Source organism: Pseudoalteromonas sp. XMcav11-Q, from assembly GCF_040104525.1.
Taxonomy (GTDB): Bacteria; Pseudomonadota; Gammaproteobacteria; order Enterobacterales; family Alteromonadaceae; genus Pseudoalteromonas.
Map to the genome: position 1 here is coordinate 159,769 of NZ_JBECOX010000010.1, position 25,715 is coordinate 185,483.

A 25,715-nucleotide genomic window follows, 5' to 3' on the forward strand; every position below is an offset into this window, starting at 1 on the left:
CATTTAGTCAAATGGCTCCATCTTATGCAGTGGTTGTACGTAGCATCTTATATTAAATTAGGTACACGACTCATTTCATGACAGATATCACTACGCATCAAGCTTCTCGCCGAAGATTACTGATTGCGCTTGCAATCACTTGCTCTTTTATGATCATTCAAGTTATTGGTGCTTATTACGCTAATTCTCTCGCTGTGTTAGCTGATGCTGGACACTTGTTTGTGCACAATAGTTCTTTATTTATCGCGTTGATAGCGTCAAGTGTGGCAGTTTATCTTGCTAAAACATATAACGATGGTTACAAGCGTGCTGAATATACCGGTGGACTTATCAATGGCATTCTCTACCTTTCAATTGCGGTAATTATCTTGCTCGAAGGGAGTGAGCGATTGTCTCATCATGCGGGCGGTCATGACCTAGAGGTGAATAGCTATTTAATGTCTATGATTGCTGCAATTGGGTTTTTGTTTCATGGGGCCTCCGCTTGGGTGCTGTACAAAGGCCGTAAAGACAGTATTAACGTCTATGCTGTTTTCTTGCACTCATTTTTTGATTTACTGTCCACCATATCGACATTTATCGCAGGTGTGATTATACACCTCACAGGCTGGGAGGTGGTTGATATTCTCTCGAGCATGCTGATTTCTGTCTTTGTATTGTTCACAGGAATTAAGGTGATAATTGCTTGTCTTAAAGGACTTGCTACACCCCCAGAAGTTTTACCTACGGTTCAAGAAGTTGAGAGAACCATTGTGTCTACGGAGCATGTTGAAAGCGCCCATAATATTACGGTTAGCAAAATTGATGGGGCGGTTGTCGTTGGTGCACATGTGGTATTAAAGCATCACTGTACTATCGAATCTCATGATTCAGCGTGTCGCGTGGAAGTGGAAGAAGCGTTGAAAAAGTCCTTTAATGTGCTGAGTAGTGTGCTACAAATAGAGAGCCATGACTGCCCTCATCATTAGGGAAAATAAACCCAATGTGTGATATATTTTTTAGTTATTTGTTGCACTACCTTGGCAGGTTTTAAAATATTTTTTATTGTTATACATAGGCAGTATCAAAAACCGGTGGTGTAACATTTGAATCAAAAGCAAGCGCTCATCATAACTTTAGTCTTAGGTGTACTTGGCGGGCTGGCCAATCTGTTGCCAATTGGGTTTTTGGATAGTTCTGAGTTTCTTTTTGGCCAGCTGTTTGTACTATTTATCTTGCTACTATGCGGGTGGCGCTATGCCATTATTGCTGTGATTATTGGTGCCGGTTTTATTTGGTATCGATGGGAGCATGCTTGGCCTTCTGTGGTTTTTTTCTTCGAAGTGTTGTGGCTTCACTTTGTCTGCGTCCGTTTCGCCAAGCCATTTTTTGTTCGGGGTATCGTTTATTGGATTTTGTTGGGGTTACCTGCATTATTTATTTTTGGCTATTTTGCCCTCGAACTGCCGTTACTCGTTATATTCACTGCACTGGCTAAATACCTAATCAATGCCGGTATTTGTCTCGCTGTGGTCGATTTGCTGAGCTTTTTCTTTACTCGCAGCAAGTGGCAAGGGATGCCGCTCAATCAAATTCTGAATTCTACCGTCAACCTTGTTATCGTTTTGGTTGTATTGATGACAACCGTCGTGCTGACAAACAATTACTATAAAAGAATTGAAGCAGAGATAAAAACACAGCTTGAAGAAGCCTCCGGCTCTATAGTCGCTAAAATTGATGACTACCTTGATGCATATCGTCGCGCGATGGTGATATCCGCAACGGATGTATCCTTAGGGATTGATGCTGATTACGTTATTGAGCGCTTACTAAAGACACATGCTAATTTTAGAACGGCGATTGTTGCTGATGAGCAGGCTAATGTGACCCACCTTTATCCGCAGCATTTTGCTGAGACGATGAAGGGAACAAACGCCAATGTGTCAGATAGAGACTATTTTATTAAAGCACCTGAACACCCTGAAGGATTTGTGTCGGGCATATTCCAAGGGCGTGGCTTTGATGAAGCGCCAATCGTGGCAATTTCAGCGCCAATCTTTATCGCTGAAGAGTTTAAAGGAATAGTGGAAGGGTCTTTAATATTTGGTTCATTTGAACGCTTTATTCCAAAAATTCTTGCTGAAGATGCTAATTTGATTGTGTTGGATAAACACAAAAGGGTTGTCTATAGCTCGTTAAAGACCGAATTTAAAACCCTAGATATGCCAAGTGATGTGGTGTTGCAAGCCTTATTTGATAAGGAATCCTCAACTTTCGAAGACTCGACTGAGCAGATTTTATTTAAACAAACTGCGGTATCTAAGCAATATGAATGGTCAGTTATCACTATGCTCGATCGTAAATATCTTAACCTAGTTGCTGCAGAAGCTTGGTCAGATGCATTGGGACTTGCGCTTGCGATTATTATATTGAGTTCTATTTTTGTCCGTCAGCTCACTCGATTGTTGGTGCGTCCAATTGTGGCGCTCAGTCATGATATTCGTGCTTACGAACCTTCAACTTTAATCGAAAATTCGGCGAATGCAGATAGCAGCTTTTTAGAAATAATTGAGTTGCAGCAGCAGTTCAATCAGCTGGCTTTTAAGCTAACACTGAGTTTTACAAAACAAAACCAAGCCAGCCTAGAAAACGAAAGACTTAACCGTAAGCTTACCGACTTCAATCGTGAGTTAGAGCAACAAGTTGCTGAGAAAACGGAAGAGCTAACCAAAGCCGTAGAAGCCGCTAACGCTGCTAATCATTCCAAGAGCCGGTTCCTCGCCAATATGAGTCATGAAATTAGAACGCCGTTAAATGGAATTATCGGTATGTCGGATAGCTTGATCAGAGAGCAAAGTCTTAGCAATGAGATGGCAGACCAAATAACAATTATACGGCAGTCGGCAAAGAACCTGATGCTTATCCTCAATGATATTTTGGATTATTCTAAAATTGAGGCGGGGGCTTTGAAAATAGAACGCCGGGCAGTGAATTTACAAGAAATGCTCGACAGTCTGGTCAGCATTTTCAAAATTTCTAACGTCAGATATGGTGTTGAGTTTAAGTACGAGAAGGGGGCTGAACTCCCTACATACCTTGAGTTAGATGAACTACGCGTGTCACAAGTGGTAAATAATTTACTCAGCAATGCTGGAAAGTTTACCAACAAAGGCCACATAACACTTTCCGTCCATTATGAGAGTGGGATGTTAAAGTTTACTGTTGCTGACACTGGAATTGGCATTTCAAAAGCGCAACAGGAAACGTTGTTCCATGAGTTTACTCAGGCAGACCTTTCAACCACAAGAAAGTTTGGTGGTACCGGACTTGGCTTAGCTATTTCTAAAAAACTAGTCGAAGCGATGCATGGCGAGATAAGCATTCACAGTGAACTTGGGCTCGGTAGTAAATTCTATGTAGATATTCCAGCTTCAAAAGGGCAGGGGGTTAAGAGAGAGCAACAAGAAGTAGGGGCTCCTGATTTTAATGGCCTCGATGTTCTATTGGTAGAAGACAATAAAATTAACCAAGTGGTTGTTGGTAAGTTGCTAGAGAAAACGCACTGCTTGTTAGATAAAGTGGACGACGGAGTCGAAGCTTTAGTTGCGATGAAGGCGAAAAACTATGCCTTGGTTTTAATGGATTGCCAAATGCCGAATATGGACGGCTTTGCTTGTACCAAAGCAATCAGAAACGAGCCAAATATATACGGCAATCCACATATTATTGCGATAACAGCGAACGCCTACGAAGAAGATAAACAAAAATGTATCCAGGCAGGCATGGATGATTTTATTGCTAAACCCATTGATATTAACGAACTTTATCAAAAGCTTAGTGAATGGCAGCGCTCAGAACTGCCTGATAGTGAAACGCAAGATAAGGGCTAACGCTTAGGCTAGCCCACTCAACCCGCGATCAAGCTCGTGAGCGTTCATGCTGTTCGTAAAATGCGAGCAAATCGTCAATCGCCATAGGCTTTGCGAAGTGGTAGCCTTGCATATATTCACAGCCTACGTCTCTTAGATAATTAAGCTGAGGTTCTGTCTCGACACCTTCTGCAATACACTTCATGTTTAAGCTTTGCGCCAATAAATAAATGGTTCTAATGATAGATTTATTCGCGGGTTTTGCGCTCATATTGCGTACAAACCCTTGGTCAATCTTTATAATATCAAGAGGGAACTCATTCAGATACGTGAGTGAAGAAAAGCCAGTGCCGAAGTCGTCGAGTAGCAATATAAAATCAGCCCGCTTCATTTCGTTGATAGTTGCTCGTGCCTTAACCATATCAGACATAAAAATTGACTCGGTGATTTCAAGTCTTAAGCAACGATTAGTAAGACCATGCGCTTTTAAAATCTCAGTGAACTGGTGTGCGATATCTGAGCGTAAAATATGTACCGCGCTTAAATTAAGAGATAAATAAAAGTCTGGTTCTTGTGTAAACAATGGACGCAATTCTATTAAGGCTCTGATAAGCGCTTGCTCAGTCAAGGTTTCGATCAAGCCGCTTTCTTCAGCGATTGGAATAAAATCGCATGGAGGAATTAGCATGTCATTATTGCGCCAACGCATGAGTAACTCAACGCCTGCAAGCTGCCCCGTTGTGGTATTGATGATAGGCTGATAGTGATTGAAAAACTCACCGTCTTTAACTGCCGTTTTCATTGCGGTTTCTAACCGAAGCTTTTTACTGATCTCTTCATTCATTGTCTCAGTAAAGAACTTGAATGCATTTCTTCCCGATTGCTTTGCATGGATCATGGCGATATCCGCGTTACGGATTAAGGATTCTGAGTCCGGTGCATCAAACGGGTAAACTGCAACGCCAATACTGGCAGATACACTCATGGTGATCCCATCAATTTCGATACGTTCGGGTATGTGCTTCACTAAGCGGGAGACTACCTCGCTCACATATTCGATGCTAGGGAAGGACTTAATTAGCACAAGAAACTCATCGCCACTCTGCCTTGCTAAGATACAATTATTGTTAATTTGCTCTTTGATCCGCTTAGTTATCGCGACCAGTAGTTTATCGCCAATATGATGTCCATAGGCATCATTAATTGGTTTAAATTTATCTAAGTCAATAAAGAGTAGGGCACAGCTTTGCTGTGTGTTGTTTGCGTTAAACAGCGCAAATTCAATGTGCTGTAGCATTAAGCTGCGATTCGGCAGCTCCGTCAAAGCGTCGAAATTGGCGAGATATCTAAGTTCATTCTCGGCTTTTTTCTGCTCAGTCAAATCGGTAACAACGACCACGAAGTATTGGAGATTCACATTGTCCTTGGAAACCGCGCTAATGCTTAGTTGAACTGGATGCACTTTATCCCAGCCGTCTGTAACTTGAACTTCCTGTCTTAGATATTGATTTGGTCCAAGAGATTTTAAATTTGCAATTAAACCGTGGAACTTCTTTTGCCCGATGGCATTAACAAAACGCTCAGTCGTTAAGTCGTTTAACGCTTCGTTTTCCTGTAGTTGAAATGCTCTACAGAAGCTACTATTGACCGAAATGGGCTGTAAGTTAGGGTCTAAGATCACAATCCAATCGTTCACTTGGCTGAAGGCCTCACCCAGCATATTTGCGCGCATCTGGTTCGCTTTTTGCGTGGTTACATTGGTATAAATACCGTGTAGTTCAGTGGCTTTGCCTTGTGCGTCAAACTCTGCGACTTGGCCAAAGTCGTGAAACCAGTGCCAATTATTATCAGTGCAGCGCAGTCGATAAGATAGAGAAAGCTGCTCTTTGGTCGGGTTAGAAATAAATTTCTTCCAAGCACGCTCGACAACTTCTCTATCATCCGGATGAATGGCGTTATAGTGTTCTTGCAACGTCATAGTATCACTCTCAAAGCCAAGCGCTTCGGCGCGCTGCTGTGTGATTTGGCGTGCAACGACATCTGCTGACCAAACGCCGCTTTTGGTTGATTTCAACGCCAGCTTCGTTTGCCTTCCTGCATGCGTAACGGCTTTAAGTGCAGTTTCAAGCTGACGTTGTTTCTGTTTGTGCTTAATAACGACGAGCGATATTAGCGCGAATGCACTTAGACTGTATAAGATTAATGCAACAGGCGAGCGCCATGGAGAGTGAGCAACATGAAAGCGCAAGTTGAGTGCGTTGCTCAGGTCATCACCGTCAAGCGAACGCGGTGCAACGATTAACTGATAATCACCAGGGAGTAATTGATTTAGAAATACTTTGTTTCGTTTTAAGCTTGAAAACATAAGTGCACTTGGACCATGCAAAGAAGCTTGGTATTGAATATGATGATTGGCATTGAAGTCAAAATCAGAAAACTGTAGCTCAATGCCCATGTCATCAAACTTAAAATCAAGTGCTTGCAAAATTGCATCAGGTGCTAAGTAGGTTTGATCCCTGCTTAAAATATCCATTTGAGTGACCAGTAGTGGGCGGCGCTTAACCGCGCCATCTGAAAACTGTTCCGGATCGAAAGTGATAGAGCCGTTGACTGTACCGAACATCAGCTTGCCAGATTCAAGTGCTGCTGCTGCCCCTCCGTTAAACTCAAGCGTCGGCAGGCCTTGATTCGTTCCAAAGGTTTCCAATACTTTATTTATTGGATCAAATTTAAACATGCCGCGTTGACTGCTGGCCCAAATCATTCCATCTCTATCTAACTGGAGATTGTAGATAGCATTACTCATCAAACCTTGTTCAGTGGTTAGCTTGTATTCTTCGGCGTAAGTATCTTTATTGATCCCGACTAGACCTTCGGTTGAGGTTGCCAACCATAGTGTTCCAGCTCTATCTACTACCCAACTATTAACGGCGGAGACCAAGTGCTTATCCGATTTGTTGTAAATTGTTGTTAGGGTATCTGTTGACTCATTATATTTGACCAAACTGATGTCCGTACTTATCCAATATTCATCGTTAGTCGTATCCAAAGGCGGTAGGATCAAAAAGCTCTGTGCCGCTGCCAGCTGCTTTGACAGTCCTTCTAATGCCCGCACTGTACTAGTGGCAGCATCATATTCATAAAACCCGTTGCTATTGATAAATGGAAACTTACTTTCTGAGTACTTAGCGATACCCCAGCTATATGGTTCAAGTTTGTCACCATTTTCAAGCGTAATTGGGTTTAGCTGTTTGGTGTCGGTGTTAAATAGTGCGGTCTCTTGAGTTGTTTGTATAAGAAATGTATTTTTGTCGAAATATGAAGAATTAAAAATAGAGAATACAGCATCTGCTCCGTACAGCGCTTTTGGGTCTCTATTTTGCAGGTAACTGGATTTCAATTGCTGGGTGCTCAAATCAAACTCATTAATGCCGTTATCCGTACCAAGGAGTACCGTGTTATTGTTGGTAGGGTGAATCGACCAGATATTGTTATTGGCAAATCTGTCTTGGGTGTTTATAAATGTTGTAAAGCGCAGCGAGCTTGAAGGCCATAAATATGCACCATCATTATACGTGCCCATCCATAGGTTATTGTTTCTATCTGCGTAAAGGTTAGTGATACTGGGATTGGTGAGACGATATTGCCCCTCGGTTAAGGAAAGCACCTTTGAACTGGTTTTTTTTCTTCTATCAATAAGCAACAATCCATGTTCGGTAGCAATAAACTCGCCATAGGGAGTGATTTGATGTCCCCAAATATTTTTCTCAGGCACAAGCTCATAGCTTTTTGAAGCAACAAGTGTTTGATTACTGACTGGAATTACAAATAAGCCTTCTACAGTACCAACGAGTAACCCCAACGATGGGTCGCGTTTGAGTAATTTAACATCATGACTGAGTTCTGACTTTGAATCTGTGTAATTTATTTGCTCTACATTGCCGGTCGCAAGAGAATAGGTGAATAGACCTTCCGTTGTACCAATAATCACAAAATTACCGATAACGTTTATGGCGCGAATGTAGCTACTTGGTGCGAAGTGAGTGAGTAATTCTGACTTTAACGTATCGCGATCTAATGTGTAGAGGTCACTTTCAATGGAGAAGATGATATTTTCTCGATGAGCAATGGCTGTAGCGATGGGTTTTGGAGCTGCGTTGTTGTCTTGACGTTTACCGTCGTAGATTTGTTGAACTGTGTAGTCATCAACATTCAGTAAATACGCACCGCTGATACCAGTAGAGATCAGTAACTCGTCATTCGAGATATTGAATAACCCAACTATTTCTTGCTCATCAAGACCCTGAGAGGCTGCAATACTAACGATTTGATTGCCGTCATAGCGGTTTAAGCCTTGAAGAGTACCGATCCAAATAAAGCCATGTTTATCTTGTGTGATGGCGGTGATTGCTGATTGACTTAACCCCTCCTCAACAGAGAAACGAGAAGTATATTGACCGAAGTTATGGGCGTGGCTAGGCGCGACTATGCAACACAAAGATAATAATATAAAAAAACACAATAGCGCTTGCTTCATTAAAAGACCTTTCTCTATCCAATCTCATTTAGTCCTTTAACAACATGTTACCAATCAAACTAAGCTGATCCGCGCTAATAAAACTGTTAGCGGTGACGCGAAGTCTAGCGGAAATGCTAGATTGAAATCAACTTAAACCTTGGTTTTTATGCAATATATTTAACAATTTATACATGTTTAAGGTTTGTCATTTGTAGCAAACAAAACAATCTTCTTGGGTGAAAGTGCACCCAAACTCTCATGTTTAAAGTGAAACTCATCTGGTTAAGTTAAGCGTAGCAGTTTTACTGGATTTTTCTTAATTTTATAGAAATAAACGTCGGCTTGAGTACGACGTTTTACGAAGTGTGAATAACGAAGTCTTTGCTGCAGCTTACAAAGAAAAATAATTCGCATTTATAGCTAAGGTATGTGTTGATAATTGTTATCGTTTAGATTAGACTTGTTGTCAGTTAATGAGTTTGAGATTGGTTTTCATTTATGTACGTGTGCATTTGCCATGGTGTTACAGATAAAAAGATTGCAGAGACGATAGACGATGGTGCTCGTTCAATGCGTGATCTTAGCCAGACATTATCTGTTGGTAAGCAGTGTGGAAAGTGCTGTAACTGTGCGAAGAAAATTCTAAATGAAAAGCTGATTGCGATTGTTGATGTCACTGATCAGGTTGCGTAACAGTACATTATCACGCAACCTCGATTAAATACTTATAGTTGAGACTGTAAGTAGTTTTCTATTCCCATCACCTTAATTAGATGTTGCTGAGTTTCAAGCCAGTCAATTTGCTCTTCTTGCTCGTTTTGGATTTTATCTAACGCTTCACGGCTGATGTAATCTTGCTTTTCTTCACACAATTTAATTGCTGCTTGGAGGTCGACCAAAGACGCTTGCTCAAATGCCATATTGCAATCAATCATCTCAGCGCTGTTTTCACCAATTTTTAAACGACCTAAATCTTGTAAGTTAGGAAGGCCTTCCAAGAACAAAATTCGCTCGATAAGGCGGTCAGCGTTTTTCATTTTTTGTATTGAGACTTTATAATCCGCTTTGTCTAACTGGCTAAAACCGAAGTCTTTAAACATACGTGCGTGCAAAAAGTATTGGTTGATACCTACCAACTCATTGGCCAAAACTTTATTAAGCGCTCCGATTACTTCTCTATCACCTTTCATTTGTCGAGTCCTTAATATTAAAGCTGAGATTGGATATAATTCGGAGCACCGATAAGATCAATCAGGCGAATTTGCTGCTCTAGCCAGTAAACATGATCTTCTTCTGTATCAAACAACAGCTTTTCAAGCGTTTCTCGAGATTGGTAATCTTGCTCTTCTTCACAGATTTTGATTGCTTCTTTAACGCATTCGACAACTTCAAGCTCTAGTTTTAGGTCGTTTTCCATCATGGACTTAACATCTTGGCCGATGAGTAGATCACGACGTTTTGTCATGTTAGGTACCCCTTCCAAGAAAAGAATGCGTTTGATCAACCAATCTGCATGCGTGGTTTCTTCTTCACGTTCGTGCTCAAGGCGTTGGTATAGTTTGCTCAACCCCCAATCTTCGTACATACGTGAATGGATGAAATATTGATCGATAGCTGCAAGCTCATTGGCTAATAGCTTATTGAATGCGTCGATGACTTTTTGTTTACCTTGCATGCTGTTACCTCAAACTGTGAATATGCGGCTAGTCTAACGGATTTATGTGATGTGTCAATGAAAAATCTTTATAAAACATGGTGTTATATATTGATTATAATTCGCATTTAAGTTGATGTTTTGGCCTAACAATGCAAATTATTGTTATTTCATTTTGAGTAGGATCAGTAATGACAGCAAAAAATAAGACTTAAAGCTTAGCGCTACTATTGACAGAACAAGTGCAGGTGGTAAATTGACAACGATCTTTTGTTTTAAAGAGAAATGTAGATTTGAATAAGCTAGTTTTGATTTTTGTGATGCTCTTACTTTCGGTGCAAGCTGTGAGTGTGTTCGCGTCTGAATCTAGCTTCCATCAAATCGAAGTGTCTCACCTCCAACATACTCACGACCATGCTGAAGATGCGCAAGCAGACTCCAGCGACCATCACACAAAAGATTGCCACCACTGTGGCCATTGCAGTGGGACGCATTTGAATTTAGTGATTTTAAAATCTTTTATCCCCTTTGAAATGCGACCAAATAGCGAAATTTATCCTCAATCAGATACTAAAGTGCGTGCTTTTGTAGAGCAAGCACATCGTCCACCGATCGCTTAAGTCGCGGTTATCATTGAAGGCGTGAACTCAATTTAACTTGTTTAGGTTAATGCGTAAATTGATAAACCCAACTTAGCGCAAATTCGTGTTAGTGAGCAAACAACTAGACCTGTTTTCTATGCTTATGTGTTTTGCTTTCAGTGATATTGCCCACTCCGTTTATACCAATTGTATTAAGTAAATGAGCTACTTTAACCCTGATTGGTATTACTCCTTCTTAGCTGATGACGTTGATTACAGATAAATCTCGTCTGCTTGAGAAGCGCATTCTTGTTTACGAATTGGCACTGTAAAAGCAATGCTTGGTGCAATTCGCTACACAAGCTAACGGTTTTGAACGTCAACTTACGTTCTTGAGTAAAAGAGTATCGAATGACAAACTTTAAAATTTTCTCCATCTATTTCGCGGTGAACGCGCTTTTTAGCTCGCTAGCATATGCTGGCGATGGTCATGAAGAACATGAAGAGGAAGAAAATGCCATCGTACTAACGCAGCAACAAATGCGTTTTGCCGGAATTCAGACCAAAGAAGTCAAGTTGGAAAGCCATGAGCGCTTTTATTTTGCACCTGGAGAAGTAAAAGCCAATGGTTATACCAGCTATTTAGTATCGCCAAGAGCCGATTCAATCGTGTTAAAGCGACACACTACACTTGGCTCTATGGTTAATGTTAACGACCCACTTATCACTTTATTCTCAGAGGCAATGGCGCAGGCCCAAGCGCAATATTTGGTCGCTTCAACAGAGTGGGATAGAGTTAAACGCTTAAGCAAAGAAACCATCAGTGAGCGTGAACGCGTTCAAGCAAGTGCCGATTTTAGTTCGGCTTATTCAAAGTTGTTGGCACTTGGAGTAACAGAAAAGGAGATCAAAGAAATAGCCACTAAGCCCGCCAGTGAACTTGGCCAATATACGCTCGTTGCTGAGCGCGAGGGGGTGGTGACTCAAGATGCCTTTACTCAGGGCCAGCATGTTGCTTCTGGCACAACTTTAATGGCAATCACTGATGAAAGCGAGCTATGGGTGGAAGCCCGTTTACAACCGAACTCTCAACTTTCGTTAGCGGTTAACTCTAAAGCATTGATTGGCATAGAAGATCAGCAATATGCGGCTCGCGTTATCCAAGAAGCGCATACTATCGATCCCATTACTCGAACTAGGCAGATCCGCCTATTGGTTGAAAATAGTGACGACAAGCTGCACGCAGGGATGTTTGTAAACGTCAACTTTATCATACCGTCAAAAGAGCCAACCATTGCGTTACCTGCAGACGCGTTAAGTCGTGGTCCTGACGGTGATTGGGTGGTGTACATCGAAGAAGCGCCCGGCGAGTTCCATCCCAAAGAAGTGACTTTAGGTGAAGATTTTGGCGCTCAGGTTGAAGTTATCGGTTTGGCTGTGGGTGAGCGCGTGGCCGTAACCGGGGCGTTCTTTATTGCGTCAGAGCAAGCCAAATCAGGCTTCGATCCGCATAACCATTAAGGGGAGCCTCATCATGTTTAATCGAATTATCGATTGGTCTGTAAACAATCGGCTTCTAATTATTCTTTTTTTACTCGTTATCACGGCAACTGCTAGCGTGACTATTCCAAAACTCAACTTAGATGCGTTTCCCGATGTAACGAATGTGCAGGTTGCGGTGAATACTGAAGCGCCGGGACTGGCAGCGGAAGAGGTTGAGCAGTTAATCACTTATCCAATTGAGGCTGTGATGTATGCCTTGCCTGATGTGCAGCAAGTGCGTTCAATTTCTAAAACAGGTCTATCTGGCGTTACGGTGGTATTTAAGGAAGGCACCGATATCTATTTTGCCAGACAGTTGGTATTTGAGCGCCTCCAAGCTGCAAAGGAGTTGATCCCAAGTGGTGTGGGTACGCCGGAAATGGGGCCAAATACCTCAGGGCTTGGTCAAGTATTTCAATATATGCTGATGAGCGAGCCGAACTCTGAATATGATGCAATGGCCTTGCGTAGTCTCAATGACTGGGTGGTCAAGCTGTTAATTATGCCAATTGACGGAGTAACTGATGTATTGGCCTTTGGCGGCGATGTGCGCCAGTATCAAGTCAATATCGACCCAAATAAGCTATTGGCTTATGCGCTCACTCAGCAAGATGTGGTGAGTGCCATCGAGCGTAATAACCAAAATGTCGGCGGCTGGTATTTAGAGCGCGGTCAAGAGCAATTGGTGATCCGCGGAACTGGCTGGTTTCAAAGTGGGGAGAAGGGGATCCAGGAGATTGCCAACGTGCCCGTCAAAACCATTGATGGCACGGTCGTGACTGTGGCTCAGGTTGCTACTGTATCGATTGGTGGAGAAATCCGTCAAGGCGCTGTCACGATGTCTAGAAAAAGCGCCTCTGGTGGAGTGGAACAGCTCGGTGAAGTCGTAACAGGCATAGTGCTAAAGCGAATGGGAGCAAACACCAAAGCAACCATTGATAGCATTAACAACCGCGTGGAACTTATTAATAAAGCGCTACCCGAAGGGGTAAGGTTTGAGCCGTTTTACGATCAGTCTGATTTGATCAGCAAAGCAGTACAAACTGTCGTTGAAGCCTTGGCACTGGCATTTATTTTTATCGTTGTGGTGCTCGCGCTGTTTTTAATGAACCTGAGAGCAACTTTTCTGGTGCTCATTTCAATTCCTATTTCAATTGCCATTGCACTTGTGGTTATGGCGTGGCTTGGCGTCTCGGCCAACTTAATGTCGCTAGGCGGTATCGCAGTCGCGATAGGGATGTTAGTTGACGGCTCAGTGGTGATGGTAGAAAACATCTTTAAGCACCTAACAAAGCAAAAGGAAAGTGATGACTTTTCTGTAGGACTCATTGTTGAGCTCGCAGGAAAGGAAGTGGCAAGGCCAATCTTTTTTGCTGCCAGTATTATCTTAGTGGTATTCACCCCGTTATTTAGTTTTGAAGGAGTTGAAGCTAAGTTATTTCAACCCATGGCAATCAGTATTATTTTGGCTGTTGTTGCGGCGATATTTGTTGCCCTTATCATTGTCCCAGCGCTTGCGACCTACTTATTTAAACATGGCGTTAAAGCGCGAGAGAGTATAATTCTCGTCGCGCTAGAAAAAGGTTACCGCTGGACGTTAAATCGAGTGTTGCATAGGCAAAAGTTGTTGATGGCAATCGTCATATTATTGATGGCGGCGGCCGGTTTTACGTTCACTAAAATTGGTACCGAGTTTGTCCCAGAGCTTGAAGAAGGCACCATCAACCTAAGGGTAACGCTAGCGCCTTCCGCCAGTCTTGAAACCGCGCTTAATGTTGCGCCTGAGCTGGAAAAAATGCTGCTCACTTTTCCTGAAGTAAACTACGCACTAAGCAGAATTGGTCGAGCGGAGATAGGTGGCGATCCTGAACCGGTAAATAACATTGAAATCTATATTGGCCTTGCGCCAGTAGCACAGTGGCAAAGCGCAAATAATCGCTACGAATTACAAGCTTTGATGGAACAAAAACTATCGGCTTATCCCGGCTTACTGTTTAATTTTTCACAGCCTATTGCGACGCGTGTCGATGAATTACTCTCAGGTGTTAAAGCGCAGTTGGCGATTAAGTTGTTTGGCCCAGACTTAGCTGTGCTTGCAAAAAAAGGCAAGGAAATTGAAGCGGCCGTGGTGCAAGTTGAAGGGACTGAAGGTGTACAACTTGAGCAAATAGCAGGTGAGTCACAGCTGATCATCACCCCAAAACGTCAAGCGTTATCGCGCTACGGTTTAGCTGTCGGAGACGTAATGGCATTAGTGCAAGATGGCATTGGTGGCAGTAAAGCGGGGCAGGTCATCAACGGTAACGAACGCTATGATATTTATGTCCGCTTGGCACCCAAGTACCGTCAAAGCAAACAGACTATTGAAGAAATACGTTTACAATCAAGTTCAGGGGCGTGGATCCGGTTGGCTGATGTTGCGAATGTTGAATATCAATCTGGTCCTCCGCAAGTAAGACGAGATGACGTTCAACGTCGAGTGGTGATCCAAGCTAATGTGCAAGGTCGTGATATGGGCAGTGTAGTAAGTGATATTCGCACGGCTATTGATAGTAAAGTTGACTTACCAACAGGTTATGGTGTTGAAATCGGTGGTCAATTTGAAAACCAGCAACGAGCACAAAAACGCTTGGCAATCGTGGTGCCGTTATCTTTGGCGCTAATAGCACTCTTGCTTTACTTTGCATTTGGTTCAATGGCTCAGGCTGCGCTTATTTTAGTGAATGTGCCGCTTGCGGTCATTGGTGGGGTATTTTCTTTATATATCTCAGGACAATATCTCTCGGTCCCAAGCTCGGTTGGGTTTATCACCTTATTCGGTGTCGCGGTACTCAATGGTGTGGTCATGGTTGAGAGCATAAACCAGCGATTGGCTGCGGGAGAATTGCTTCATTCGGGTGTCTTTGAGGGAGCAGTTTCAAGGCTTAGACCCGTGCTTATGACTGCGATAACCTCAGCGCTGGGACTTATTCCCATGCTGCTATCGACAGGAGTGGGCGCTGAAATTCAAAGGCCGCTTGCCAGTGTAATTGTTGGTGGATTATTAACGTCAACCTTGCTGACTTTGTTTGTATTGCCAGCACTTTATCCACTATTCTCAAAGCAAATTAAAAATTCGTAATGCCCGTGGGGGCCATTGAAAGTGGCCCCTTCTTCGGATCAATAAATAGGATTTAGTATGTCTCACGCACATCATCACCATCATGGAAATAAGCTCGGTTGGGCCGTATTTGTTAATATTCTACTGAGTGTCGCGCAGGTCGTTGGTGGCATTCTTTCTGGTAGTCTCTCTTTGGTTGCTGATGCGCTACATAATTTAAGTGACGCCGGTGCGCTTATTATCGCGTTAGTCGCGCAAAAAGTTGCAAGAAAGCCGGCCTCACTTGAACTCACTTATGGCTATCAACGTGCTGAAATAATTGGGGCGTTAATTAATAGTGCGACACTCATCGTTGTTGGGGTTTATCTGTTATTCGAGGCGATTTCTCGATTTTTAAATCCAGAGCCAATTGATGGCTGGATAGTGGTGTGGCTCGCGGCCTTGGCGTTAGTTATCGATGTTATCACAGCACTTATTACTTATTCTGCAGGTGCAAAAACCAGCCTAAATATTCGTGCGGCATTTATTCATAATGTTTCTGATGCTGCGGCTTCCGTTGCGGTGATCGTGGCTGGAACATTAATCATCTTATATCAATGGTATGTGGTGGATCTTATCGCCACTGTATTGATCTCCGCGTACGTGATTTACCATGGTGTTGAACTGAGTAAAAGTAGTATTAGAATTCTCATGCAGGCGACGCCAGATAATTTGAATATTCAAGAGGTTAAGGAATACCTTGAGACTCAAGAGAATGTTAAGACAGTAAGCCATATTCATGTTTGGCAGCTCAATGAGCATGATTATATTTTAGAGGCGCAAGTTGTCATTACGTCCTTGAGCGACCAAAGCACGCTAGTGCGGTTGAAAGAGGGGTTACAGTCGCGGTTTGGATTGTCGCATACCACACTTGAATTAACCGAGGACTCTTTGGTAACACATCAGTGTGTAGAAATTAAATAAATACAAATGAAAATAGTTTGCATTAATGTTTGTGTGATCATATAGTGCTCCAATAGCTCATACTGGTTTGCTTGCACAAGTAAGCTAGTTCGGTATAAGGGTAAAATATGAAAAATCGCATGGGCCTTAGTGCAAATCGCTTAGCAAGCGGAGCTTGCGCGTTATCTTCAGTGTTGTCACCTTGGCAAGCTAAAATACTCTCTGGTAATCAAGCATATCAAGCGCAAATATTTCTGCGTGCCCGTGATGAATATCAGGTTGCATTGACACTCGCGACAGGTATTTTAGATGAGTTTTTATTATGCCAAAAGGACAGCGTCGTGATGAGTGCCATAGAGCACAGTTTACCAGCCGTCGTAGTATCCGCACATAATCTAGCTGATACCTTTATTGCGCTTGACCAACCAAATAGAGCGTGCCAGCAACTTATCTCAATCCATCTGAAGATACATGCAACCTACCTTGAATATAACAATGAACTTGCGCCTACCGTCTTACATCATTTGCATAAAACTCGACAAGAGCTGATCCATTTTGCAACACGCTATCCTCATTTACCTGAGCTTATTCATCAAATTAACGAAGCGATGCTGGTAACGCACCAGCATTCTCGCGTTTTACATTAACATTTGGAGGTCGAATGGCTTATACCTTACCTGAATTACCGTACGTATATGATGCACTGGAACCACATATCGACGCGAAAACGATGGAGATCCATCATACTTTGCATCATCAGACATATATAAATAAAGCAAACGCAGCATTAGAGGGGACGGAGTTCGAGGGTAAAGACACCGAAACGTTGCTGAGAAACATTAAAACGTTACCTGAAACCTTACAAAAAGCAGTGCAAGAACATGTCGGCGGGCACAATAACCATAGTTTGTTCTGGCAAATTATGACTCCGAATTCTGCGCCTTTGTGTGATGGGCCGTTAAAACAAGCGATAGAAAGTGAATTCGGCGGTTTTGATAGCTTTAAAACTGAATTTACAAACGCTGCTGTCAGCCGATTTGGCAGTGGCTGGGCATGGTTAGTTGTAGATGAAAATGGCAAGTTAGCGGTGACGAGTAGTCTTAACCAAGATAGTCCCTACATGGAGCAGCACACCCCAATATTGGGCTTAGATGTGTGGGAACATGCCTATTACCTCAAATATCAGAATCGTCGACCAGAATACATCGCGGCTTTTTACAACGTCATTAATTGGTCTGAAGTCGAGCGCAGATATAATCAAGCAATAGGTTAGTACTTTTTCCTCAGTTATTTAACCTGAGGTTTGGGTAAGTAATGAGCTAACATATAGTTTTAAAATTTATCTTGAATGACTTTCTGTCTAGCCAGAGAGTTTTAGGGATAACACCGCTTCCGCGTCCTGCTCTCGCTAAGGTACCTACTTCCTGTAGGCAAGGCGAATTTACGCATTAATAGCGGGCTATTGGAAGTGAATTCAACGCAGTTAGCGCTAAAACTGGCTGCTAGAAAGGCATTAGTTATCCGAAGCTCAGGTTAGAAAGCCCCTAGCGGGCTTTTTTCATGAATACTCCAAATATGGTTGAGTACCAAAAATGGCTAGTTTGCTATAGTGATAGCTATTAGACTGAGTGAAAACGAAGTACGAGCGAAAGTCATGTATACACCAGAAGTTTGTTCTCAAGCTAGAAATAGTCGCGATGCTAGATTTGATGGGTTGTTTTTTGTTGCGGTAAAGAGCACCGGCATTTATTGTCGGCCAATATGTCCAGCACCTGCTGCAAAAGAAAAAAATGTTGAGTATTTTCAATTTGCCCACAATGCAGCGCAAGCTGGCTTTAGACCTTGTATTCGCTGCCGCCCTGACAGCGCACCGGGTAGTTATGCATGGCTTGGCACGGAAACAACCGCAGTCAGAGCCAAAAAGTTAATCGACGAGGGGGCCTTGATACGTCATTCGACAGAAGACTTAGCCGATAGGTTAGGCATTTCGGTCCGTTATTTAAATAAAGTATTCAATCAATATTTTGGCACCAGCCCCAAACAATATGCACTTTATAAGCAATGTGACTTAGCTAAGCAGCTATTACAGCAAAGTGACCTTCCTGTCACGCAAGTCGCGTTTGCCGCCGGGTTTAATTCATTGCGACGCTTTAATGATGCATTCCAAAAACTGTATCAGTTATCACCAAGTCAACTCAGAAGAGACGCAGGTAGTGGCTCAGCCATTGCGATTTACTTGTCTTATCGACCACCGTACAACTGGGATAAAATGCAGCAGTTTTTAGCAATGAGAATTGTGCCAGGTATCGAGTGGTTAACAGAAAACGGTTATGGGCGAACCGTGATGATAGAAGGGGAAACAGGGCGCTTCACCGCGACTATTGAGCCTGAAAAACATCGCTTTAAAGTGGTTATCGCGCTCAGCGATTTATCCTTGTTAGTTCCGATGATTGCGCAGATCAGGCGTGTGTTAGATTTGGATGCGGATACCTGTTTTATTGAGTCTCACCTTCATGAAGCCGCACCTGATTTGCCGCTACAAGAGGGACTCAGATTACCTGGGATCTGGAGTGAGTTTGAAGCGGGAATGAGAGCTATTTTAGGTCAACAAATCAGTGTTCAAGCGGCGAGAAACTTACTTGCTTTATTGGTTGAAACACTTGGTGAGGTAGCTGAAGATGGCATGCGTTACTTCCCTAAGCCTAAGGCCGTATTTGATAGTGATCTCGCCTTTTTCAAAATGCCTGAGCGGAGAAAAGCGGCTATTAAAGCTTTCGCTGAGCAATATGTTGGTTCGGAACATGTTGAACTTGATGACTGGTTAAAGATTAAAGGGATAGGCCCTTGGACTGTCGACTATGCAAAAATGCGCGGATTGAGTCACCCAGACATATACTTGGGTGGTGATTTGGGTGTCAAAAAGGCAATGGAAAAATCCTTAAAAACAATAGATATCGAAAAGTGTGCTCCTTTTCGTTCTTATTTAACTTTTCAACTATGGCAACAATTATGATTGAAACTACATTAGCCTCGCCCACTGGAGAGTGGATAATACAAGCATCCAATAATGGTTTACGATATGTTGGTTTTTTTCCAAAGACGCGTTATGAGCAAGGGGAAAATCGGCATACAGAAATGGCAAAAAAACAGTTAACAGAATACTTTGCTGGCAAACGCCAACGCTTTGATGTGGTACTTGATGTGGATGGTACGCACTTTCAAAAGCAAGTCTGGCAGGTGTTGGCACAAGTACCATTTGGTGAAACGCATAGCTATGGTTGGATAGCTGAGCGCTTAGGTAACAAAAATGCTGTCCGTGCTGTTGGCGCTGCTAACGGCAAAAATCCAATTAGTATCATAGTGCCTTGTCATCGCATTATTGGTGCAAATGGCAAACTAACAGGATATGCTGGTGGACTTGAAGCGAAAGAGTGGTTGTTGCAACACGAGGGAGTAAGCTTTAAAAAATAGAGTATACTAGTGGTTAATCGTTGTTATTTCGATTTACTACATGTTTGGAGTGAATGTTGAGACTGCTATTTATTGCTTTTTGCGTTTTTACTTCGTGGACCTGTATGGCAACAGAGGTTCGCTTTTGTTATGAAGATAAACATGCTCCACCCTTTATCCATGGTGCAGGGCAAACTGTGCCATCGGCAAATCCAGGCGTCACGATCCAGATAGTGCAACAGCTTGACGAGCACGTAAAAGAGGTGAACTTCACTTACACTCGAAAGCCATGGAGCCGTTGCTTGCATGAGCTGGAAAATGGCAAAGTTGATGCTGTGGTGGCAAGTCACCGAGCATCCAGAGAAGAGCAAATGGCGTATCCAAAGAATCCCGATGGCACTATTGCACAGCAATATGCAATTAATCGGATCAGCACTTGTTTACTCAAAAGCAAAACTAACAAAGCAACATTAAATCTGAGCAAAGAAATAGAACTCGCAGTACCTCGTGGGTATGCTATTCGAGAAAGTATGCCCAAGCATTTTTCCATATTCGAAACCGACTCGTTGGAGCATGCTATTGCACTGGTTGAAAATGAATTACTAGATGCGACCATTGGCCTTTGCCAAATCGGTAATATGCCAATCACATTATCGCCTCCCTTTAACCACTTGGAAGCGGTTTTTCCACCGATAGAAACGTCGTTTGGTTTTATGGCATTTTCTGAGCAGTTTTATCAGCAGCACCCTGAATTAAGCTGGAAAGTGTGGCGTGCAAGTCAGCTTATTAACCTCGACACCTTATATAGTGAGTATTTGCGTTCACAACCCAGCCAAATGGATAAGCAATAGATCTTTTAATCGTTAGCCAGTAAACTAGCGCGAATTTTTATTTCGAAATATCTATTATGGCCCAGCTTTATTTTTACTATTCGGCAATGAATGCCGGTAAATCTACAACTTTATTGCAGTCGGCATTTAACTACCGAGAGCGAGGCATGCGCCCGTTTATTATCACTGCTGCAATTGATAACCGTGCTGGTGTGGGCAAAGTAGCGTCGCGTATCGGCTTAGAAGCTGAGGCGCAAGTTTTTGAAAGCCAAACAGATGTGAAAGCACTGCTGATGTCTGCCCACACCGAGAGTAAAATTGACTGCGTATTGGTAGATGAGTGCCAGTTTCTAACAAAAGCTCAAGTCGCAGAGCTGACGGATATCGTCGATGAGCTGCGGATCCCGGTATTATGCTATGGTCTGAGAACTGACTTTCGTGGTGAGCTGTTTGAGGGCTCACAATATTTACTGGCGTGGGCAGATAAATTGATTGAGCTAAAAACCATCTGTCACTGTGGTCGTAAAGCAAACCGAGTGCTTCGCACCGATGAGCATGGCAAGGCCATTGCGGATGGTGATCAAGTTGTGATTGGTGGTAACGATAGGTATGTTTCTCTTTGTAGAAAACACTATAAGGATGCGCTAAACGCATAAGTATATTTAAACCTGATGTACTGCGAAGAGTGGCTTCTTAACAGTACAGATCCCGTTCTATCGTCACTCAGTATTTTTTCCTACCATAACGCTAAATTTATACTATTTTCTGGTTCGAATAATTTGGTAAACCTGTGGATTTGTACCATCCTAAAGAAATAGGAGTAAGGGTGTCATTTTAATGAGTCAGCAGCAGCCATTATCATTCTTAAACGTTTCAGAGCCTGATGAACAAAACCTAGACGAGTCTGCATCTCCTTGGGTGGTGTTGATTGTCGATGATGAACCTGAAGTTCACGATGTGACTAAACTTGTGTTAACGGCTTATCGGTTTGAATTAAAACCGCTCGAGTTGCTTCATGCCTATAGCAAAAAAGAAGCGATTGATATCTTAAGCAATCGAGATGACGTTGCATTAATTTTACTCGACGTCATCATGGAAAGTGAAGAAGCGGGCTTAGAATGTGCGCAATACATACGTGAAGAACTTGGCTATCATAACGTAAGAATAGTACTGCGCACTGGCCAGCCCGGCAGTGTGCCGGAACATGAAGTCATGCTACGCTATGATATTAATGACTATAAAAATAAAACTGACCTCACAAAATCTCGTCTTTTCACTATGTTAACCAGCTCGCTACGCTCTTACCGAGATTTAAATCGACTTGAGTTGTTGACCGATGAACTAACCAAACTTAACGAAGGATTGGAAGAAAAGGTCAAGCAGCGCACTCATGAACTTGAATCGTCAAATGATGCCTTAAGAGAGGCATATAACCGTATTGCTGAGCAGCAGCAAGCCTTGATCCAATCAGAAAAGCTCGCATCGGTAGGGCAGTTTGCTGCAGGTGTCGCCCATGAAATTAATAATCCGCTTGCGTACTTAAAAAGTAACTTAGAGTTTGTACAAAGTTCGTTGGTTAAGTTGTATCGAGCTTGGCAATTTTTGGCAAATAATTCGCAACTCTCTCCTGAATGTGCAAAATCGCTGAGTGAATTGGAAAAAGAGTATCAACTAAACTGGGCCTTGAGTGAAAGTGATGATGTGATGGCAGAAATGCACTCGGGACTCGACAGAATTCAATTGATTGTTAAAGAGCTGAGTGTGTTTTTTGAAAGCAATCAAACCCAGTTTCAGCAAGTAGAATTCTATTCTCAAATTATGGACTCTGTGATGATTAATTTGGAGTTGGATGGTACAAACTTGAGCCTGATTGAATTTGAAAAAGGTGAACGGTTTGAATTGCACTGTGCCCCTGCACTTCTAGAACACGGTATTTATTGCCTCATAAAGAACGCCTTAGAAAGTACCGGTAGAATGCGCAAGGCCATTAAAATCACCACGAAAGTTGAGAGTAAAACGCTCTCTATCGATATCTTCGATTGTGGTGAAGGGATTGCGGATAAGTTGGTGCATAAAGTATTTGATCCGTTTTATACCACTAAAGCCTCAGAAAAACACGTAGGACTTGGGTTAACGATTGCATCTAATATCATTAAATCTCACGGTGGTGAACTATCTTTAACGTCAGTGATTGGTAAAGGTACCAAAGCAGCCATCACTTTACCCTTAATCTGATTGCTAGTGTACTCTCTACTTTACCTTCGATGCTAAAGTTAGCATGATAAGTGCTATCAGCGCTTCCTCTGCGCTCACACTTATCATGCTTTATTACTTTGTTATTTTACCAAAGTTAATTGAGTCTTATCACTTCGCCAAGTCCTAGCGCCGTTAGGCGATTAGCTTGCGTTTTTGCATCTCCAACCACGATATATATTAGTTTATTCGGATGAATATACTGCTTGGCAAGTCCCTTTATGTCATCAACTCCCAGGCTTTCGATTTGTTCGTTGCGCTGCTGCATAAAGTTGTTTGCCAAATTCAGAGACCCAATTTGCTCAAGTACTTTAACTTTTGCTGTTAAGGTTTCAAAGCGTCTGGCATTACTTTTTAAATAGTAATTTTTTGTCGTTGTTAAATCGGCTAAAGTATACGTGTTCCCGTACTCTTCGACGATTTGTTTTACTAACTCCAGAGACTCCAAAGTGACATTGCTTCGGACGTTAGATTTTATTTCAAACATTGAAGAGACTGGTGTAGCGTCAAATTTTGAACGTATATGATAGGTATAACCTTTGTCTGCTCTTAGATCCTGAACAAGGCGAGAAGAAAACCCACCACCGCCAAGGATGTAATTCATCGCTGTTGCGTTAAAGTAGTCAGTGTGATTTGCTTTAAGTGACGGATGAGCAATTAGTAGTGTCGATTGCTTTGCCTGTGGAATATCATAAAAATATATTGCTGCAGAATTAAGTGCATTTGGCTCAGGTAAAAGAGGAAGTGTTGCTTTTGATGCGGGCCAGTGGTCAATTAGCTGCTCAAGAGACTTTTGAATATCTGCATGTTTGACAGCACCGGCTACATATAATTTTGCCAATTGTGGGGCTATATTTTTTTGATGGTAGGTTTTTAGGTCATCAATTGTTATCTTCGAGATACTTTCTTCTGTGCCCAGTGTATTATTTGCCAACGGGTGATGTCTTGGATATGTAAGCTTGTATAGCTCTTTTTGGGCGATGGCTTCGGGATCTGCTGATGATTGTTGTAGTTGTCCGGTAACCGTTTGTTTAGCAAGTTCAAATTCAGTTAAATCCCACCTCGGTTGAGTCAGTATTTCACCAATTAATGCCATTGTGGCTTCATAATTACGTGCCAGAGTACTTGCTTTTAGCACTATTTGCTCGCGCTCTGCTGTTACTGTGATAGTTGAGCCTAGCTGTCTAATCTCATTGTTTAACTCTTCAGCTGATTTTGTCGCTGTCCCCCGGGTCAGCATATTTGCAACTAAGTTAGCGGTACCATTTTTATCTGGCGACTCGAGTAACAATGCACCATCAATAGTAAGTTTTATTTCAACCAATGGCACTTCGTCACTGTATAACGAAAAAACCTCTAGTCCATTTTTTAACTGAGCTGTTTTTACATCTGGCGTTGGTATTACCGGAGTTTTTCCAAACTCGGGTTCAATGGAACGATCAAAGCTAGATGGTGTTTTGCTAATCTGGAGTGGCTTGGCTGTATCGAGTTCGCTGATGTCTTCAAGGTTGATCTGCTCTTCTTTAATCACTGCCTTTTGGGCGGTGTCAACAGCGAGTTTTTTACTACCTTTGGGTACAAAACTAGTTGAAACAAAAGGCTTATTCTTTAGGTATGTGTTATAAACACGCCAGATATCGTCTGCGCTGACTGCACGCATCAAGTCAATTTCTTTATTAATGTATTCAGGATCATTTAGCAGCAAATTGTAATCGGCAAGCGCGACGCCTTTATTTACAACACTTGATAGATTCCGATAATACTCAGTTTCTATACCCACTTTTACACGATGAAGATCGTCTTGTGAAAATGCTTCTGTTTCGAAGCGCTTTAGCCCAATTTCAATCGCTTGCTCAACTTGATCTAAATCGGCACCGTCGTAAGCGGTTATCATCATGAGTAACTCGCCAGCTAATTCAGAGCGGATATCAAGTAGCATTAAACCAGAGCTTAATTTCTGCTTCTCAACGAGCTCATTGGTTACAGGCGCTTGGTTGCCATCAGTTAATAGCTTAATTAGCACATCCATCGCATAGCTATCTCGGTGAAAACGCGGCATAGAAGGCCAAGCTTGTGTTAACTGAGGAACTTGCGCAAAACTATCTTCATGATAGCGTTTTTTGCTGCTCGTCAACACGATGGGTTGCTTTGGTTGGGGTGAAACTTCCGGTCCTCTTGGAATATCGTTAAAATATTTCTCGACCCAAGCTTTTGCCTGGTTACTATCAAAGTCTCCAGAAATAACTAACGTAACATTATTCGGTCCATACCACCGTTTATAGAAGTCTTTGACGTCTTCGACCGTAGCGCTAGCTAGGTCTTCAAGAGAGCCTAATGGCAGCCAGTTGTATGGGTGATCGACTGGATACAAATTTTTTGTAATTACATCAAATACATGACCGTAAGGTTGGTTAGTGACGCGCTGACGCTTTTCGTTCTTTACTACTTCTTTTTCTTGTTGAAGAACGGGGATTGTTACGGTGTTGATGAAATAGCCCAGTTTATCGGCCTCAGCCCAAATCATCTTTTCCAGTGCATCATTGGGTACCGTTTGCATGTAATTCGTGATATCTCGGTTAGTTGAGCCGTTTGCACCAGAGCCTCCCACTCGAGCACTTAGCTTGTCTAGCCCACCTTTACCTAAATTTTCAGACTCTAAAAATAATAAATGCTCGAATAAGTGAGCAAATCCAGTTTTGCCTACCTTTTCACGTGCAGAGCCAACATGTGCAGCAAGGGTGACGGCAACGACGGGATCGGATTTATCAATATGAAAAACAACATCTAAGCCGTTATCTAAAGTGAACTTCTCAAAATCCACGTGAAAAGACGAGTTGGCATGATCAGGGACATCGGTTGCTGGCTGAACTGTAATATCTTGTTTTTGGAGATTAGAAGTAGAACATCCTGAAAGAGTGAACAAACTTGCCGTGATAGCAAGAGCAAGTGGCTTAACGTTCATTAACTTACCTTATAATTATAATTTCCTGTTAATT

At 42.4% G+C, this 25,715-nt stretch carries 18 protein-coding genes; 14 read left to right on the forward strand and 4 right to left on the reverse strand.

Annotation, left to right across the window (positions count from 1 at the left end; translation table 11 throughout):
- Nucleotides 1-77 precede the first annotated feature (77 nt).
- Together ABMY45_RS16480 and ABMY45_RS16485 are read left to right on the forward strand one after the other, a co-directional pair.
- A complete protein-coding gene (locus ABMY45_RS16480) occupies nt 78-968 on the forward strand; it encodes a cation diffusion facilitator family transporter (protein ID WP_010375246.1) in 891 nt (296 codons plus the stop codon).
- Nucleotides 969-1,085: 117 nt separating this feature from the next.
- Nucleotides 1,086-3,869: an ATP-binding protein gene (locus tag ABMY45_RS16485; protein WP_349289183.1), complete on the forward strand. Its 2,784-nt coding sequence runs from the start codon at nt 1,086-1,088 to the stop codon at nt 3,867-3,869.
- Nucleotides 3,870-3,897: 28 nt separating this feature from the next.
- Here the strand turns inward: ABMY45_RS16485 and ABMY45_RS16490 are convergent, their stop codons facing one another.
- Nucleotides 3,898-8,385, reverse strand: coding sequence for an EAL domain-containing protein (locus ABMY45_RS16490; protein ID WP_349289184.1), 4,488 nt, complete (start codon nt 8,383-8,385; stop codon nt 3,898-3,900).
- 480 nt (nt 8,386-8,865) lie between these two features.
- On the opposite strand from ABMY45_RS16490, the gene ABMY45_RS16495 reads away from it, so the two are divergent.
- Nucleotides 8,866-9,060: a (2Fe-2S)-binding protein gene (locus tag ABMY45_RS16495; RefSeq protein ID WP_010607506.1), complete on the forward strand. Its 195-nt coding sequence runs from the start codon at nt 8,866-8,868 to the stop codon at nt 9,058-9,060.
- A 32-nt stretch (nt 9,061-9,092) separates the two neighbouring features.
- Here the strand turns inward: ABMY45_RS16495 and bfr (ABMY45_RS16500) are convergent, their stop codons facing one another.
- Both bfr (ABMY45_RS16500) and bfr (ABMY45_RS16505) read right to left on the reverse strand, forming a co-directional pair.
- Entirely contained in the window at nt 9,093-9,557 is a 465-nt protein-coding gene (gene bfr, locus ABMY45_RS16500; RefSeq protein WP_102058584.1) for a bacterioferritin, read from the reverse strand.
- Nucleotides 9,558-9,574: 17 nt separating this feature from the next.
- Nucleotides 9,575-10,042, reverse strand: coding sequence for a bacterioferritin (gene bfr / locus ABMY45_RS16505; protein ID WP_010607507.1), 468 nt, complete (start codon nt 10,040-10,042; stop codon nt 9,575-9,577).
- A 272-nt stretch (nt 10,043-10,314) separates the two neighbouring features.
- Here bfr (ABMY45_RS16505) and ABMY45_RS16510 point away from each other — a divergent pair, with 272 nt between their 5' ends.
- The 11 genes from ABMY45_RS16510 to ABMY45_RS16560 all read left to right on the forward strand — a co-directional run bounded on the left by ABMY45_RS16510 (nt 10,315) and on the right by ABMY45_RS16560 (nt 22,701).
- Nucleotides 10,315-10,641, forward strand: coding sequence for a DUF2946 family protein (locus ABMY45_RS16510; protein ID WP_174170702.1), 327 nt, complete (start codon nt 10,315-10,317; stop codon nt 10,639-10,641).
- Between the two features lie 372 nt (nt 10,642-11,013).
- Nucleotides 11,014-12,123, forward strand: a complete 1,110-nt coding sequence (locus ABMY45_RS16515) for an efflux RND transporter periplasmic adaptor subunit (protein WP_010607509.1) — start codon at nt 11,014-11,016, stop codon at nt 12,121-12,123.
- 13 nt (nt 12,124-12,136) lie between these two features.
- Entirely contained in the window at nt 12,137-15,265 is a 3,129-nt protein-coding gene (locus ABMY45_RS16520; protein WP_349289185.1) for a CusA/CzcA family heavy metal efflux RND transporter, read from the forward strand.
- Nucleotides 15,266-15,322: 57 nt separating this feature from the next.
- Complete coding sequence (locus ABMY45_RS16525) at nt 15,323-16,207, forward strand: cation diffusion facilitator family transporter (RefSeq protein ID WP_174170705.1); 885 nt, start codon at nt 15,323-15,325, stop codon at nt 16,205-16,207.
- A 107-nt stretch (nt 16,208-16,314) separates the two neighbouring features.
- Nucleotides 16,315-16,833: a hypothetical protein gene (locus ABMY45_RS16530; RefSeq protein WP_349289186.1), complete on the forward strand. Its 519-nt coding sequence runs from the start codon at nt 16,315-16,317 to the stop codon at nt 16,831-16,833.
- A 14-nt stretch (nt 16,834-16,847) separates the two neighbouring features.
- Nucleotides 16,848-17,459 (forward strand): superoxide dismutase, encoded by a 612-nt coding sequence (locus ABMY45_RS16535; RefSeq protein ID WP_174170706.1) that lies wholly within the window; start codon nt 16,848-16,850, stop codon nt 17,457-17,459.
- 381 nt (nt 17,460-17,840) lie between these two features.
- Nucleotides 17,841-19,199, forward strand: coding sequence for an AlkA N-terminal domain-containing protein (locus tag ABMY45_RS16540; protein WP_174170707.1), 1,359 nt, complete (start codon nt 17,841-17,843; stop codon nt 19,197-19,199).
- A complete protein-coding gene (locus ABMY45_RS16545) occupies nt 19,196-19,657 on the forward strand; it encodes a methylated-DNA--[protein]-cysteine S-methyltransferase (protein WP_174170708.1) in 462 nt (153 codons plus the stop codon). Before ABMY45_RS16540 ends, ABMY45_RS16545 begins: the two co-directional genes overlap by 4 nt.
- A 104-nt stretch (nt 19,658-19,761) precedes the next feature.
- Entirely contained in the window at nt 19,762-20,487 is a 726-nt protein-coding gene (locus ABMY45_RS16550) for a transporter substrate-binding domain-containing protein (protein WP_227387831.1), read from the forward strand.
- Between the two features lie 56 nt (nt 20,488-20,543).
- Entirely contained in the window at nt 20,544-21,122 is a 579-nt protein-coding gene (locus tag ABMY45_RS16555; protein WP_010607517.1) for a thymidine kinase, read from the forward strand.
- Nucleotides 21,123-21,303: 181 nt separating this feature from the next.
- On the forward strand, nt 21,304-22,701 hold the full coding sequence (locus ABMY45_RS16560; RefSeq protein ID WP_010607518.1) for an ATP-binding protein: 1,398 nt from the start codon (nt 21,304-21,306) through the stop codon (nt 22,699-22,701).
- A gap of 115 nt (nt 22,702-22,816) precedes the next feature.
- On the opposite strand, the gene ABMY45_RS16565 is transcribed toward ABMY45_RS16560, so the two are convergent.
- The gene (locus ABMY45_RS16565; protein WP_227387832.1) at nt 22,817-25,681 is read right to left on the reverse strand and encodes a pitrilysin family protein; all 2,865 of its coding nucleotides are present in this window, start codon (nt 25,679-25,681) and stop codon (nt 22,817-22,819) included.
- Nucleotides 25,682-25,715 lie beyond the last annotated feature (34 nt).